The organism is Burkholderia sp. AU33803 (assembly GCF_002223095.1).
Lineage (GTDB): Bacteria > Pseudomonadota > Gammaproteobacteria > Burkholderiales > Burkholderiaceae > Burkholderia.
Map to the genome: position 1 here is coordinate 398,223 of NZ_NKFJ01000004.1, position 15,309 is coordinate 413,531.

Below are 15,309 nucleotides of genomic sequence, written 5' to 3' on the forward strand. Positions count from 1 at the left end.
GGCCGGTAGTGGATCCGGCGCCGGGGCCGGCGCGTGCGGATCCGCACGAGGAATCAATCAGGAGCGCCCTATGAGACAAAAGCCGGATGGTTTCGCCAGTCCGATCTATGTGACGAAACCGATGTTGCCGCCGCTTGGCGAGTTCACGTCGCAGTTGGAAGACATCTGGGACAGCGCCTGGCTGACGAATGGCGGTGCGAAGCACGTTGAGCTGGAGGCGGCGCTCGCGAAGCGGCTCGGTGCACGGCACTTCTCGCTTTTCAACAACGGGACGAGCGCGTTGCTCGTCGCCTGCCAGGCGCTGCGGCTCGCCGGTGAAGTCATTACGACGCCGTTCACGTTTCCCGCGACGCCGCATGTGCTGCACTGGAACAACGTGACGCCGGTGTTTTGCGACATCGACGAGGAAACGCTGACCATTGACCCTGCCGTGGCCGAAGCGCTGATCACGCCGCGCACGACGGGTGTGCTCGGCGTGCACGTGTATGGGATGCCGTGCGACGTGAAGGCTTTTGAGCGCATTCGTGAGCAGTACGGTGTCAAAGTGCTCTACGACGGCGCGCACGCATTCGGCACGGAAATCGACGGCAAGCCGGTCGCCGAGTTCGGCGATGCGACGATGTACAGCTTCCACGCGACGAAGCTGTTTCACTCGGCCGAGGGCGGCGGGCTGGCAATGGCTGACGAGGCGATGAAGCGGCGCGTCGATCTGCTGAAGAATTTCGGAATCTTGAACGAGACCGAAGTCATCATGCCGGGTACGAATGGCAAGATGAACGAAGTACAGGCGGCACTGGGTCTCGTCAATCTTGCCCATTACGACGCGGAGCATGCCGCGCGGCAGCGCGTTGCACAGGTTTACCTGAGTCGCCTGGACGAGATTCCAGGCATCACATGCTTCCGCCTGCCTCCGAACGTTGGCCACAGCATGCAGTATTTCATCGTGCGCGTGAACGCACAGGCATGCGGCGTGTCGCGCGACCGGTTGTACGACACGCTGAAGCAGTTCAACGTATTTTCGCGGCGCTATTTCTATCCGCTATGTAGTGAGCACAATTGCTATCGCGCGCTGCCGAGCGCCGATCCCGGGCGCTTGCCGGTTGCGACGCGAGTGTCGCGCGAAGTACTCGCGTTGCCGCTGTACGGCGAGCTTGGGGAAGACGGGGCGAATCGCATCGTCGACATCATTCAATACATCTGCAATGGCAAACAATAATTATTCGATCGGGGATTCGCGGCCGCGTGTCAGCGTTCTCACGACGTCTTACAACTACGGCAGATTCATCGGGGAGACGATCCGGTCGGTGCTGTCCCAGACGTACGCGTCGTGGGAGCTGATCATTGTCGACGACTGTTCGACAGACGATTCCTGGGAGGTCATCCAGCAGTTCGATGATCCGCGGATTCGCGCGGTGCGCCAGGAGCGCAACCAGGGCGCGTGCGCGGCGTACAACACGGCGCTGCGTCTCGCGTCCGGTGAATTCATCGCGAGCCTGGATTCCGACGACGTGTTCGTGCCCGAGAAGCTTGCGGCGCAGGTTGCGTTCATGGACGCCCATCCGGATGTCGATATCTGCGGCAGCTTCATGGCGGAAATCGATGCATCGAGCCAGCCGGTCGACCCCGACAAATGCTTTTATGCGCCGTGGTTCAATCAGGATCTCGACCTGAACGCGCCCGACAGCTGGGTGTGGGAGAACCACCTGTGCCATTCGACCGTGCTGATCAGGAGGTCCACGCACGACCGGATCGGCTTTTTCCGGGAGGACCTGACCTACTCGCCGGACTGGGATTTCTGGCTGCGTTCGCTTGCCGGTGGCGCCCGGTTTCATGTGATGAAGGACGCGCTCCTCCTTTACCGTGCGCACGGTGGCAACGTGACGCACCGCAATCGCGATGCGCTGATGTGGGAGTATGCGGATATCTCCGGCGGCGTCGTGCATCCGTACCTCGAGCGGATCGAGCGCTTCGACCTGCTCCGCAAGAGCATGGAGTCGTTCGTCGGGCGCTTCTTCGAGATTGACGGCGACTGGCGGCGGTTCCTGGAGCTGATTGAGATGCTGCGCGTGTACGACCGTCACGAGGACACGTTCAGGATTCCGCCGCATCTGTTCTTCAATGGCGAACTGACCGCGTTCGTCACGAGACTCGCGTCCGGGTGGTCGCCGCAGGCTTTTGCCGCCGTTCGCGAGCGTTTGTCGAAGCCGGAGGGCGAGTACGATGGTTCGGCGCCGGCACCGGCGGCGAACGCGCAGGCGGCTGCAGGCGCCGCGACGTTTCAACTGCTGATTCGAGGTGAGCGCGACCGTGCGCTTGCCGAACTGGATCAGGTGCGTGCAGAGCACGAACGTGTCGCCACGGAACTCGAGCACGCGAAAGCGGAGTTGCGTGCCGCAGCCGACCGGGAAGGGCGGCTCACTGCCAGCCTGGCTGACGCGCAGACGGAACTCGATCGTGTCAGGGGCACCATCTGGGGCAAGGCGGATAATCTGTACCGGCGCCTGAGCCGATAGCCCGTGCCCCCGCGAATGATTCAAGATATCTAACCATGCCGCGATACCAGCATCTTCTGTACTTTGCACAACGCGTCTATCATCGCCTGCCGTTGAGCCAGGAGGCGAAGTGGCGCGTCCGCAAGGCCATTTCGCCGGTCATCACGTCGTTGCGCCACGGCACGTCGATTCGTCAGGCGCTGCGGTCTGCCGTCACGCGTGAGGTGTTGCTCGACCACGCGCGTGAGTCGCGCCTGCAACACCTGATGCTCGACCTCGCGCAGCGTGGCGTGAGAAATGTCAGCCATATCATTGCCGTGCCGTTCCTTGGAACGGGAGGCGCGGAGAATGTCGCGCTCAATTTCTCGAAAGCGCTCCGCGAGCTCCATCCCGACCGTCAGATCCTGCTCGTCGTTGCCGATCGCGATCTGGTCGACGAACGCGTTGCGTGGATCGACGGTGTGCATGTGGTCGTCCTGCGCGATTTCACGCGCGACGATTCGTACGCGCTGAAGCAGGCGCTGCTGTACGACATGCTGCTGGCGATCCGGCCTGCCGTATTCCACAACATCAACAGCGAGGTTGCGTGGAACGCGATCATCGCGCAAGGGCGGCAGCTCAAGGAAATCACGCGCCTGTTCGCCAGCATTTTCGCGTTCCAGTTCGCCGAGGACGGCAAGAGCAAGATAGGCTATGCGGCCTATTTCTTGCAACCGGGGTTGCCGGCGCTGACTGCGCTGCTGTCCGACAACCAGCGCTTCGTGACCGATGCACGCGCCGAGTACAGCCTCGGGCAGCAGGGCGACAAGCTGCGCGCCGTGTACAACCCCAGCCGCATGGCGACCGCCGGGTGGAAGGCCCGGGCGCTCGCGCGCATCGCGAGCCGCGGGCAGGATCTGGCGGGGCGTCGACCGGCGTTTCTGTGGGCTGGGCGACTCGACAAGGAAAAGCGCGTCGACCTGCTGCTGGCGCTAGTGCGGGCGTGCCCGCACATCGATTTCTACGTTTACGGCCAGGCCGTAGTGAATGTCAGCGAGCAGCTTCCCGATCTCGCGAACCTGCATCTGATGGGGCCGTTCACGTCCCCGGAAGAGCTGATGCGTGATCGTGCGTACACCGGCTTCATCTTCACGTCGAAATGGGAAGGCATGCCGAACATCCTGCTTGAAATCGGGACGTTGGGCGTACCGATCATCGCGCCGTCGGTCGGCGGCGTGGGCGAGCTGATATCGGATTCGACCGGATATCTGCTGTCGGAGAAGCCGGATGTCGCCGATTATCGCGCGGCGATGGAGTCAGTCATTTCGAATTCGCAGGAAGTCGAAGCGCGCGCACGCGCGCTCGTCGAGCTGATCGACGGGCGACATACGTGGCAGCGGTTCGTCGAGCACGTCAAGGAGTTGGAAGGTTATGGGATCTGACCGGAAGGAATCGGGCACGGACGACTCGCGTGATTTGTCGTTGCCGCTCGTATCGGTGGTAATCCCCTGTTTCAATCAGGCGCAGTATCTGAATGAGTCTATCTCGTCGGTGCTCGACGCATACCGCGGGCCGTTGGAGATCATCGTCGTCGACGACGGCAGCACGGCATCCCGGACCGATATTCACTTGCGCGCGGCGGAAGCGCTGTCGCCCGCAGTACGGGTGATTTCGCAGCAGAACGCGGGGCTTTCGGGCGCGCGCAACACGGGTATTGCCGCTGCGAACGGCGAATTCGTGCAATTGCTGGACGCGGACGACCTCATCGTTCCGCCGAAGCTCGACTTGCAGGTTGCGCATTTCCAGGTGGCGAATGCGCTCGACGTATCGGTGTCCAACTTCCTGTTGTGTGACGATTCCCGCTCGGTCTTTTCGAAGCATGACGAGGCAATCGCACATTCGGCGCTCGTGCTGTCCGATTTTCTGTACAAATGGGAGCGAGGCTTCGCGATCCCGATTCATTGTGCACTGTTCCGCCGCGCCGTGTTGCTGGATGCGCCGTTCGATACATCCGCGCGCGCCAAGGAAGACTGGCTGTTCTGGTGCGGCCTGAGTGCGCGCGGCGCACGTATGGCCTATATCAACGCACACAACGCGATCTACCGGCAGCACGCGCAAAGCATGCGCCGGTCCTATGTGAAGATGGGCAAGAGCTGGCTGCACGCGGCTGCGAAGATCGATGCGATGGTGTCCGCGCGCGAGCCGGCGTTTTTCGAGTCTGCGGTCGACTGGTTCGAGAATTTCTATCGGAAGCACCCTGCGTACGCAGAGGAAATCGCGCAGTTGCGCGGCCACCCGCGTGCAGCCGGATCGGGCGCTGCCGCGTCGCCGGTCGTTCCAGTCGATCTGCACGCGCAGAAGCTCGCGCGCCTGCAGGCGGCTATTGCGAAGATGCCCGTGTCGGAGACGCCGCTCATCAGTGTCGTGATCCCCGCATACAACCATTTCGACTATATCGATGGTTGCCTGCTGTCCGTTATCGAGCAGCAGGACGTCGCATTCGAGATCATCTGCGTCGACGATTGTTCTCCCGATGCGCGTACGACGGCGCTGCTGCGTGCGCTGCAGGGAACTCACCCGAACGTGCGGATTGTACTCAACAGCGAGAACAAGGGTATTTCGCGTACGCAGAACGAGGCGGTCGCGCAGGCGGCCGGAGAATACATTGCGTTCGTCGATTGTGACGATGCTTTGGCGCCGGGCGCGCTGTCCCGTGTCGTGCAGGTCGTGACGCAGGGGCAGCGGTGCGATTACCTGTTCACGGACCGATTCGACATCGACGAAAGTGGCAACGAAATCCGGCGGGCCGACTACGGCGGGTATCCGGCTATTGCGTTCAGGAGCGACGAGGGCATCAAGGAAGATCTGCTCGACGGCATGGTCGCGTCGCATCTGAAGGTCATTCGACGCGATGCATATCTGCAGTCAGGTGGTTCGATCGACGCGTATTCCGGGATCCAGGATTGGGAACTGGCGCTGAAGATCGCGGAATTCGGCAGTTTCCATTACCTGCATGAGCCGCTCTATCGGCATCGGATCCATACGCGATCCGTCACGTCGTCGGACAGCGTCGGCCAGTTCAGGAAGACCAATATCGTGCGCCGGCAGTTTGCCACCAGATGGCTCTGTGGCGGGCGCGATCGAACCGGGCCGGCCGTGCAGTTTTCGAGCGACGCGAAATCGATGCCGTCGATAGCTCAACTGAAGGAAGCGTGGCGGCAGGGGCGGCGATGCGAGATGTTCGTCGCGGCGGACGCGCCGCCCCCCGTGCTCAATTTCCTGCGGGAATTCAATTCGTACTTCGACCGCATCACGTGGACGAGTGCCGAAACCTACGCAGGCTTGCTCGGATATGTGCAGCCCGGTGTAATGGTCGCTCACGGACAGGAGCGGCCTGACTGACCGGAGCGGTACGCCACGGCGTGCGCCTCGTCCGGCTCAGGCCGGACGTTTCACCATCGGCGCGGCTGGGTTGCCGACGACGGTCACGCCCGGTGGTACGTCCTTGGTCACGACGGCCCCCATACCGATCACCGCGCCCTTGCCGATCGTCAAAGGTTTGTCGGGCGTGCCCTGCTTCAGCACCGCGCCTGTGCCAATATACGCATCGTCTTCGATCACGATCCGGCCGTTGCAGGCGACGCGCGGAGCGAAAGTCACAAAATCACCGATCACACAGTCGTGGGCGACGTAGCTGTAGATGTTGCACTGGAAATGGCGGCCGATCCTGATATCCGATGTGCACATCGAGAAATCGCAGAACACCGCGCCCTCGCCGATCTCGACGTTGTCGAGCGACACATGCGAACCGGAAGTCAGCGAGCCGAACGCGAGGCCTTCGCTTTCGCAGCGCTGGACCAGCGTGCGGCGGGCCGCGGACGAACCGAGCGACACGACGACCGCGCGGTCGCGATGCGCCGGCGTGATGAGGGCATCGAAGGAAATGACTTCGACGCCGTTCTGGACGGTGCCGATTTCCGACGGCGTGTCGGAGACGAAGACGATTCCGGATGCTGAACCAGCACCGGTCCGGGCTTGATGTTGTCGTGCCAGCGGCAGGATCTCGCGCCCGAACCCGCCGCACCCGTAAATAGCGATTCGCTCCATCATTCACTCCGGTCTGAATGGGGGGCAGTCTAACGGTAGCGATACCTGGCGGGCAACCTCATTATCCGGGGTGGCGCATCCGGTTTGCTCGGTATGGCGGCGGGACGGACTGGGGATCACTTTCCTGTAAACGGCCGCATGATCGCCCGCAGCAGCGGGCCGAGTACCGGAATCCGGTGAAGGCGCAGATACGCGCGATAGATGATGAAAATCCGCGCGCGCTGAAACGCGACCCACTGGTTCGCGTACTGCCGCAGTTCGACCGACTCGTTCCTGAGGATATCGGCCTCGCGCGCATGAACGAGCAGCTTTGCGCGCGCGTCTGCGAGTTCCCGTCTCAGTCGACGCAGTTCTTCCTGGTTTTCCGCGGACGAAGCGGCTTGATTGGCGGGCACCTGGGCAGGCTGACGGGATTCTTGGTGGGAGGCGTTCATACCGAATATCCGCTGAATGTTCGCGACGTACTGTGCGTCGCCGTGCTTGTCGTGAACGTAGTCGGAAGCGCGCTTCGACAGCGCTCCGAGCAGATCGGGTTGTGCGTACAAGCGCTCGATGGCCACTCGATACGCGTCGACGGCTTCGTCGATGTCGTTGGATGCCTCGATGAGCATGCCGGTCTGACCGTCGAGCACGGCTTCGCCGATGCCGCCGATGTTCGGTGCGATGACCGGGAGTCCCGAGCCCATGGCTTCGAGAATCACGTTCGGCAATCCGTCGAACCACGACGTATAGACGAGGGCGTCGTACTCGTGCAGCGGAAGATCCGCGAATGCTGAAAACGGCCCTTTGTAATTTGCACCGGACAGGTCGATTTCGAATCCTGGCGTGATGCCGCCATACAGGTCGAGCGTGATGCCGGTGTCGCTCTGCGCGAAGTACTTGGACAGCGCGACGGCCAGTTGCGGCCGCTTCTGGCCGTCCAGCCGCGACGCCCACAGCAGGCGTCGTCGCGGCGTCGCATGAATCGTCGGCTCCTTGATGCCGTGCAGCAGCGCGGGAAGATTGATCCAGCGGGACGCGCTGGCACCGAAGATGAACTTGTCGTCGATGACAGTCTGTTCGTTGTCGGTGACGATCCGTGTGATGTGCTGGATGTTGTTCGTCAGAAACTCGACCGCGCCGCCCGAAATGATCGAGACGTCGTCTTCGTAGACGCGCGTGTCGCAGAAACGGTAGTACGTGACATCGCGTCCGCTGAATTGCGCGAAATGGCGGCTCAGCATGCGATGAGAAAACACGCACGCGCGAATGTGCAGCCGGGCGTCGGGCGCCGCCGCGCGAATCAGGCGTGCGGTGATGCGATCGCGTTGACGATCGTCGAGATCCTTGCCGAGCACCGCGACGTCGATGAAGATTGCTGCGTCGGGAAGGCGCGACAGCCACGCATGCTTTTCCATCGGCTCGCCGGACAGCACGAGGATCCGTTTCGACGCGCCGCATGCCAGCAGGCCGTTCATCACGTCGAGAACGTAGCGCTCCGCGCCGCCGGCGGGCAGAAACGGAATCAGGAACACGTCCGTGATCGGTCCGGCGTCGCGAATGGCTTCGCACATTTCGTAGTAGACCGCGGAGGGCTCGGGCGTCGACCAAATAGCGCTCGTCTGGCTGCCGTGCCGCAGCGACAGCGTATCGACGGCAGGATCGATCCGGTTGGCGGCTTCAGTCATATCCGACAGCATCCGGCTGCCGAGGAACTTCTGCTTGACGTCGTACCACGGCGGCAACGCACGTTCGCCGGCGCGATACGCACGATAGTCGTCGGCAAACACACGAAGGTAGACGTCCGGGTCGAACAGGTCGGTGTCCGGCGTCTCGAGTTCGACGCTCTGATTACGCGCGGCAGCCATGATGCTTTGCTGCCGCTGACGGTAGTACAGAACCGTATCGGGGATGTAGTGCGCCTTCATCCCGAGCGCGATCGCACATGAATTGAAGTGCCAGTCTTCGAATGCGTGGCCGCGTTGCGTGTCGCAGTGAACGTACTTGAGACGATCGAATGTCGAGCGATGGAAGAATACGCGCGACACGTACGGATGGATGTCAGCAAGCAGGAACGGCATCAGGTCCGCTTCGCCATACTCGGTAATGAAGTACATCGAACCGAATGCGATCAGGTACTGCGGGAACAGTAGTGCGTCATTGCCGTACCGCTTGGCAGCTGCCAGCGCTTCGACGAAGAAATTGAACGACACGAGATCGTCGGCGTCGGCCGTGGCGAAATATTCGCCTTGTGCAATTGCGCAACCGGAGTTTCGGCTCAAGCCCAGCGACCGGTTCGATACCTCGATCGTCTGGACTCCATCGAAACTGGAGAAGTCCGCCGACGCGATGACGGAACGGGTTGCTTCGTTCGGGTTATCGAGGACGACGACAATTTCCAGGGTGATACCGCGGGCTCTTGCGAAGTCTGCCGCTTCAGTCAGGGACCGCAACGTCCGGTTGATGATGCCGCCCTCATTGTGGGCGTTGAGAATCACCGAAATATCAAACATAGGGTGCAACTGGCCGGATGCGTATCGAGGTCACGCATTATATACAGAAGCATTTGGCGTTTCGGCGCCCGCCGGGGCGGCGGGCAGCGCACGCGATGGCTGCCCGCACCGTGCGGACGAGCCCCTACCTTGTACCCCTTTTTCCATTCATGGCCCCGTGGTGCGCGCCGCCACGTCATAATTGCTACAAATGGCAATCTCGGTTGCACGCGCTGGCCTGCCTGCGCACACTAGTAACGCGCCTTACGCGCCAAATGTAAACAATAGTCAGCTCGTGACTTCTCATCCGCAAGCATCCACTCGCTCACCGCACCCCGTCGACGAAATACTGTCGATTTCCATCGTGACGTACCATCCGGACGAGGCACTTCTCGCTCGTACGTTCTCCAGCCTCCGTGCGGCGTGCGCGCGTCTCCGGGCCGTGCGCGGCGGCGGTGTCGTCAGCGTTACCCTTGTCGACAACGGCGGCTTGCCGGATTTCGCAGCCGATCTTGCCGCACTCGAGCAGGCTGGCATCTCCTGCAGCGTGCTGTCCGGTCACGGCAACGTCGGCTACGGACGCGGCCACAACCTTGCGATCGAAGCAGCACGCAGCCGCTATCACCTGATCCTGAATCCCGATATCGACCTCGAGCCGGATGCACTCGTGCACGCGCTCGACTTTCTCGACGCACATCCTGAAGCAGGTTTGCTGTCGCCTCGAATCGGTGACGAATCGGGCCGGATCCAGTATCTGTGCCGCCGCTATCCGGCGCTGGTGGATCTTCTGGTCAGGGGATTCCTGCCCACGGCGTTGCGGCCGCCGTTCGAGCGCCGGCTGGCAAGTTACGAGATGCGCGACCGTATCAACGAAACCGACGTCGTATGGGATCCGCCTATCGTCAGCGGCTGTTTCATGCTGTTCCGCACCGACGTGCTCGCGCGTCTGCGGGGCTTCGATCCACGCTATTTTCTCTACTTCGAGGACTACGACCTCAGCTTGCGGACTGGCGAGTGCGCACGCACGGTCTACCTGCCGCTGGCGCGCGTGATTCATCACGGCGGCGGCGCATCCCGCAAGGGTGCCGCGCACATCCGCATGTTCGCGGCGTCGGCGCTCAAGTTCTATAACCGCTTCGGCTGGAGGCTGTGGTGACCCGCATCGTCGTGACAGGCGCAAACGGCTTCGTCGGCCGCGCGGTCTGCCGACTGGCGCTCGCGGCAGGACATACGGTCACGGCGCTGGTACGCCGTCCCGGCGGATGCGTCGACGGCGTTCGCGAGTGGGTGCATGACGCGCCGGATTTCGCCGGGCTCGCACACGCGTGGCCCGATGATCTGGAGGCCGATTGCGTGATCCACCTGGCCGCGCGAGTCCACGTGATGCGCGACGAGTCGCCCGATCCGGACGCCGCGTTCGAGGCGACCAACGTTGCAGGGACGCTGCGCGTTGCCGAAGCGGCGCACGCGCACGGCGCGCGGCGCTTCGTGTTTGCCAGCAGTATCAAGGCGATCGGAGAGGGCGATCGCGGCGTGCCGCTCGCGGAGGACGTCGCACCCGCGCCGCAGGATCCATACGGACGTTCGAAACTGCGTGCGGAGCAGGCACTTGCGCAATTCGGGCGGCAGGTGGGCATCGATGTAGTCACCGTCCGTCCGCCGCTCGTCTACGGCCCCGGCGTGCGGGCCAACTTCCTGCGAATGATGGACGCCGTCGCGCGAGGATTGCCGCTCCCGCTCGGCGCGATCGAGGCACGCCGCAGCCTCGTCTATATCGACAATCTCGCTGACGCGCTGCTGCGGTGCGCAACCGATCCAAGGGCAGCGGGCGAGTGCTTTCACGTCGCAGACGACGACGCGCCGTCGGTGGCCGGGTTGCTGAGGCTGGTCGGCGACGCGCTCGGCAGGCCGGCACGGCTGTTCCCGGTACCGGCCGCGATGCTGAGCACGCTCGGCAGGCTGACCGGCCGCAGCGCCGCCGTCGACCGCCTGACGGGCAGCTTGCAGCTCGACACCGGCCGCATGAAGCGCATGCTCGACTGGAGACCGCCGTATACGACGAGACAGGGCCTCGAGGCGACCGCCGCGTGGTATCGTTCGCGCGACAAACAGAAATAGACAATATGCATCCCGCGATTACCACGTGGCTCACGGTGGCCGGCGTCGCAATAGCCGCTGCCTTCGCCTCGACTCTTATCCTGAGGACGCTGCTCGCGACGGGGCTGGCCTGGCGCCTCGCGACCGATATTCCGAACGACCGTTCGCTGCATGCACTGCCGACGCCGCGTGTCGGCGGCTGGGGCGTCGTGCCGGTCTCCGTGATCGCAATGCTGTGGCTCGCGCCGTCGATGTGGCTGGTGGCCGTGGCCGCCGCGGGCCTCGCAGCGCTGTCGCAGCTCGACGATCGGCGCGGGCTGCCCGCGCGGGTCCGGTTCGCGGCACACCTTGCCGCGGTCGTCGCGCTGATCGCCGTCTATCCGGCCGCCGCGCCGTGGTGGCTACTGGTCGCCATCGGTTTCGGAATGGCTTGGCTGACCAATCTGTACAACTTCATGGATGGTGCGGACGGCCTTGCCGGCGGCATGGCGCTATTCGGATTCAGCGCGTATGCGGCCGCCGCCTTGGCGGGCGTGCAGCCGGAGCCGGATCTCGTGGCGGGCTGCGCGGCCATCGCAGGTGCCGCGTTCGGCTTCCTGCTGCTGAATTTCCATCCAGCGAAGCTGTTTCTCGGTGACGCGGGCTCGATTCCGCTCGGGTTCATGGCGGGCGCGCTCGGCTACTGGGGCTGGCGAGGCGGGGTTTGGCCGATCTGGTTTCCGGCGATGGTGTTCTCGCCCTTTATTGCGGATGCATCTGTAACACTTGTGAGACGTTTGTTACGCGGCGAAAAGTTCTGGCAGGCGCACCGGGAGCATTATTATCAGCGCATGGTGCGCTCCGGCTCCGGCCATCGGCGCACTGCCATCTACTGGTACCTCGTGATGCTCGCGGGCATAATTGTAGCCCTGTGGGCGTTGGGCCGTCCCACACTGCAGCAGTGGGGGCTGTTTGTCGCCTGGTATGGCGTTCTTGCGTGCATCGGTTGCGTGATCGACGCCCGCTGGCGCCGTGTCGGCATGGCCACCGAAAACAAATCTTGAGGTCTCCCGCCGATGTTGCGATCCAAAGCATCTTGGCTGTCATTGAGTGCTTTCCTGTTCGACCTGCTGGCGGTGCTTGCAGCGTGGTTGTTCGCCTATCTCGTCCGCTTCAACGGTAGTGTCCCGACCGATTTCCTGAGCGGCGCGCTGATGGCGCTGACGTGGGTGCTGCCCGTGTACGCGCTGATGTTCCACGTGTTCGGCCTCTATCGCGGGCTGTGGGTGTTCGCGAGCCTGCCAGACCTGATGCGTATCGCGAAGGCAGTGGGCGGCGGTGGCGTGATCGTGATGATCGGCGCCGTGATGTTCCAGCCGGTGCCGATCATTCCACGCTCGGTGCTGCTCGTGTCGCCCCTGATGCTGTTCCTGGCGATGGGCGGCGCGCGCGCTCTATCGCGCGACGAAGGAGTATTACCTGTACGGCGGGCTCGTGGGCAAGGGCAAGCCGGTGCTGGTGCTCGGCGCCGGCACGGCAGGCGCGAGCCTCGCGCGCGAACTGTCCCGCTCAGGCGAATGGCGCCTCGTCGGCCTGCTCGACGACGACGTCAAGAAGCAGGGCCGCGAAATCTACGGCTACAAGGTGCTGGGCTCCTTCAATGATCTCAAGCACTGGACCGACGCACTGAAGGTCGAATACGCGATCATCGCGATTCCGTCAGCGTCGGTCGAGACGCAGCGCCGCGTCGCGACGCTGTGCGTGCGGGCCGGTGTGAAGGCGATGGTGCTGCCGTCGCTGACCGCGTTGATGCCGGGGCAGGGTTTCCTGTCGCAGGTCCGGAACATCGATCTCGAGGATCTGCTCGGCCGCGATGCCGTGACGATCGACACGCCGCACGTCGAGGCGCTGCTGCGCGGCCGCGTCGTGATGGTGACGGGCGCGGGCGGGTCGATCGGCTCCGAGCTGTGTCGGCAGATCCTGCGCTTCGCGCCGGCGCAACTCGTCGCATTCGACCTGTCCGAGTACGCGATGTACCGGCTAACCGAGGAACTGCGCGAGCGCTTCCCGGACCTCCCGGTCGTGCCGATCATCGGCGATGCGAAGGATTCGCTGCTGCTCGACCAGGTGATGTCGCGCCACGCGCCGCACATCGTGTTCCACGCAGCCGCCTACAAGCACGTGCCGCTGATGGAGGAGCACAACGCGTGGCAGGCGCTGCGCAACAATGTGCTCGGCACCTATCGCGTGGCCCGCGCGGCGATTCGCCACGATGTGCGTCACTTCGTGCTGATCTCGACCGACAAGGCCGTCAATCCGACCAACGTGATGGGCGCGAGCAAGCGCCTCGCCGAAATGACCTGCCAGGCGTTGCAGCAGACGAGCGGGCGCACGCAGTTCGAGACGGTGCGTTTCGGTAACGTGCTCGGCAGCGCGGGCAGCGTGATCCCGAAGTTCCAGCAGCAGATCGCGAAGGGCGGCCCGGTCACGGTCACGCACCCGGAGATCACGCGTTTCTTCATGACGATCCCGGAAGCGTCGCAACTCGTGCTGCAGGCATCGAGCATGGGGCATGGCGGCGAGATTTTCATTCTCGACATGGGCGAGCCGGTGAAGATCGTCGATCTGGCGTGCGACCTGATCCGCCTGTATGGTTTCTCGGAAGAGCAGATCCGGATCGAGTTCACCGGGCTGCGGCCCGGCGAGAAGCTCTACGAGGAGTTGCTGGCGGACGACGAGGCGACGACGCGCACGCCGCATCCGAAGCTGCGGATCGCGCGGGCGCGGGAAGTGCCGGACAATTTCCTCGACGAACTGCTGCCGTGGCTGATGCAGCATCGTGTCCTGCCCGACGACGAAGTGCGGCGCGACTTGCGCCGCTGGGTGCCCGAGTATCAAACGGCTGCCGTTCCGGCGCTGAAGAGCGTACGGGTCGCGTCGAACCGCTGAACACCGAGGGCCGTGTGGGTCGCGCCACGCAGCGGCCAGCCGACCGGTCAAAAAGAAAAGCGCCCCGCGGGGCGCTTTTTTCATGCCGGGCCGAGACCAGCTCAGCGACTGGGCCGGTGTTTGCGCACCACCATCCACCGCGGCGCCTTGAACCGCACGATGCTGAGGTACAGCCACACGTAAGTCAGCGCAAACAGCACGACGAACACGAACAGGTGCACCGTATGCCGCCAGAACAGCGTCGCGGGTATCACCGCGACGAGGCACAGCAGCCACAGGTACGGCGACGTCAGCGAATTGCGGCGCGTCAGGTCGTGCGCGTGCTTCGTGCCGACTGCCCAGCGCATCAGCCGCTTGTACACGAGCATGTGCAGGTGCACGCCGTCCGGAATGCCGGGTGACATCCCGCGGATGAACTTCTTCCGGTAGATCGAGAAGCAGGTCTCGAAGATCGGGTACATGAACAGCAGCACCGGATACCACGCGGACACCTCGCGATTGCGCATCACGAGCATGATCGCGAGTTCGGCGAGCATGAAGCCGATGAAATACGCGCCGCCGTCGCCGAGGAAGATCAGCCCGGCCGGGAAATTCCACAGGAAGAAGCCGAGCACGGCGCCCATCATGATGATCGAAGCGGACATCACGACCGGGTCGTTCACATGGAACGCGACATACGCGAGCGACGCGAACATCATGAAGCTGACCATCGACGCGAGCCCGTTGAAGCCGTCGATGATGTTGATCGCATTCGCCAGTGCCGCGACCGCCAGCACCGTGATGAACGCCGAAATGACCACGTAGCCGAGCAGGAAATCGAGCGGCGGCACGCTGATGCGCTTGACTGCGATCCCGAGCAGCCAGAACGCGAGCGCGGCCGCGCCCATCGTGCACAGCAGCCGCGCGCGCGGCGACACGCGCTTGGTGAGGTCCTCGACGAGGCCGGACAGGAAGGCCGGCAGCCCGCAGGCGGTGATGCCCAGGATGCTGCCGGCGATCGTCGGATAGCGTCGGGACAGGATCAGCGCCGCAACGACGACGCCCGCGAGAATCCCGATGCCCCCGACCCGCGGCACGGGCCGCACGTGGAATTTCTGCACGCCGGCCAGGTCGCTGTCGATCGAGAATTTCTCGTGAAGGTGCGCATAGCGCACGATGAACAGCGTGACGAGCAAGGAGATGATGAAGCCGGACGCGAAGCTGAGCATGGGATCGCTCGAAAAATGGACAGCGGA

General features: G+C 63.4%; 11 protein-coding genes and 1 pseudogene. 8 read left to right on the forward strand and 4 right to left on the reverse strand.

The window, feature by feature from the left end:
* Positions 1 to 70 precede the first annotated feature (70 nt).
* Together CFB41_RS04225 and CFB41_RS04230 are read left to right on the forward strand one after the other, a co-directional pair.
* A complete protein-coding gene (locus CFB41_RS04225; RefSeq protein ID WP_089439379.1) occupies positions 71 to 1,216 on the forward strand; it encodes a DegT/DnrJ/EryC1/StrS aminotransferase family protein in 1,146 nt (381 codons plus the stop codon).
* A complete protein-coding gene (locus tag CFB41_RS04230; protein ID WP_256940840.1) occupies positions 1,152 to 2,513 on the forward strand; it encodes a glycosyltransferase in 1,362 nt (453 codons plus the stop codon). The genes CFB41_RS04225 and CFB41_RS04230 overlap by 65 nt, the downstream gene beginning before the upstream one ends.
* Before the next feature lie 29 nt (positions 2,514 to 2,542).
* On the opposite strand, the gene CFB41_RS38520 is transcribed toward CFB41_RS04230, so the two are convergent.
* A complete protein-coding gene (locus CFB41_RS38520; protein WP_256940841.1) occupies positions 2,543 to 2,959 on the reverse strand; it encodes a hypothetical protein in 417 nt (138 codons plus the stop codon).
* Between CFB41_RS38520 and CFB41_RS04235 the strand changes: the two genes are divergently transcribed.
* A complete protein-coding gene (locus tag CFB41_RS04235) occupies positions 2,954 to 3,913 on the forward strand; it encodes a glycosyltransferase family 4 protein (protein ID WP_256940842.1) in 960 nt (319 codons plus the stop codon). The genes CFB41_RS38520 and CFB41_RS04235 overlap by 6 nt on opposite strands.
* Positions 3,903 to 5,873, forward strand: coding sequence for a glycosyltransferase family 2 protein (locus CFB41_RS04240; RefSeq protein ID WP_089455715.1), 1,971 nt, complete (start codon positions 3,903 to 3,905; stop codon positions 5,871 to 5,873). The genes CFB41_RS04235 and CFB41_RS04240 overlap by 11 nt, the downstream gene beginning before the upstream one ends.
* Positions 5,874 to 5,909: 36 nt before the next feature.
* Here CFB41_RS04240 and CFB41_RS04245 read toward each other — a convergent pair whose 3' ends face one another.
* Together CFB41_RS04245 and CFB41_RS04250 are read right to left on the reverse strand one after the other, a co-directional pair.
* On the reverse strand, positions 5,910 to 6,578 hold the full coding sequence (locus tag CFB41_RS04245) for an acetyltransferase (RefSeq protein ID WP_089455716.1): 669 nt from the start codon (positions 6,576 to 6,578) through the stop codon (positions 5,910 to 5,912).
* Between the two features lie 116 nt (positions 6,579 to 6,694).
* Positions 6,695 to 9,070, reverse strand: coding sequence for a glycosyltransferase (locus CFB41_RS04250; RefSeq protein WP_089455717.1), 2,376 nt, complete (start codon positions 9,068 to 9,070; stop codon positions 6,695 to 6,697).
* A gap of 274 nt (positions 9,071 to 9,344) precedes the next feature.
* Here CFB41_RS04250 and CFB41_RS04255 point away from each other — a divergent pair, with 274 nt between their 5' ends.
* The 4 genes and pseudogenes from CFB41_RS04255 to CFB41_RS04270 all read left to right on the forward strand — a co-directional run bounded on the left by CFB41_RS04255 (position 9,345) and on the right by CFB41_RS04270 (position 14,074).
* Positions 9,345 to 10,205, forward strand: a complete 861-nt coding sequence (locus CFB41_RS04255; RefSeq protein WP_306426901.1) for a glycosyltransferase family 2 protein — start codon at positions 9,345 to 9,347, stop codon at positions 10,203 to 10,205.
* Positions 10,202 to 11,167, forward strand: a complete 966-nt coding sequence (locus tag CFB41_RS04260) for an SDR family oxidoreductase (RefSeq protein WP_089456558.1) — start codon at positions 10,202 to 10,204, stop codon at positions 11,165 to 11,167. The genes CFB41_RS04255 and CFB41_RS04260 overlap by 4 nt, the downstream gene beginning before the upstream one ends.
* A 5-nt stretch (positions 11,168 to 11,172) precedes the next feature.
* A complete protein-coding gene (locus CFB41_RS04265; protein WP_089455719.1) occupies positions 11,173 to 12,189 on the forward strand; it encodes a glycosyltransferase family 4 protein in 1,017 nt (338 codons plus the stop codon).
* A gap of 12 nt (positions 12,190 to 12,201) precedes the next feature.
* Positions 12,202 to 14,074: pseudogene (locus CFB41_RS04270) on the forward strand (polysaccharide biosynthesis protein).
* 101 nt (positions 14,075 to 14,175) lie between these two features.
* Here the strand turns inward: CFB41_RS04270 and CFB41_RS04275 are convergent.
* The gene (locus tag CFB41_RS04275; protein WP_089455720.1) at positions 14,176 to 15,282 is read right to left on the reverse strand and encodes a glycosyltransferase; all 1,107 of its coding nucleotides are present in this window, start codon (positions 15,280 to 15,282) and stop codon (positions 14,176 to 14,178) included.
* Between the last annotated feature and the right edge of the window lie 27 nt (positions 15,283 to 15,309).

Excerpts from the sequence above, each read along its gene's own strand:
- CFB41_RS04275 (WP_089455720.1), bottom strand. The coding sequence starts at position 15,282 with ATGCTCAGCTTCGCGTCCGGCTTCATCATCTCCTTGCTCGTCACGCTG.
- CFB41_RS04250 (WP_089455717.1), bottom strand. The coding sequence starts at position 9,070 with ATGTTTGATATTTCGGTGATTCTCAACGCCCACAATGAGGGCGGCATC.
- CFB41_RS04245 (WP_089455716.1), bottom strand. The coding sequence starts at position 6,578 with ATGGAGCGAATCGCTATTTACGGGTGCGGCGGGTTCGGGCGCGAGATC.
- CFB41_RS38520 (WP_256940841.1), bottom strand. The coding sequence starts at position 2,959 with ATGCACACCGTCGATCCACGCAACGCGTTCGTCGACCAGATCGCGATC.
- CFB41_RS04240 (WP_089455715.1), top strand. The coding sequence starts at position 3,903 with ATGGGATCTGACCGGAAGGAATCGGGCACGGACGACTCGCGTGATTTG.
- CFB41_RS04265 (WP_089455719.1), top strand. The coding sequence starts at position 11,173 with ATGCATCCCGCGATTACCACGTGGCTCACGGTGGCCGGCGTCGCAATA.
- CFB41_RS04225 (WP_089439379.1), top strand. The coding sequence starts at position 71 with ATGAGACAAAAGCCGGATGGTTTCGCCAGTCCGATCTATGTGACGAAA.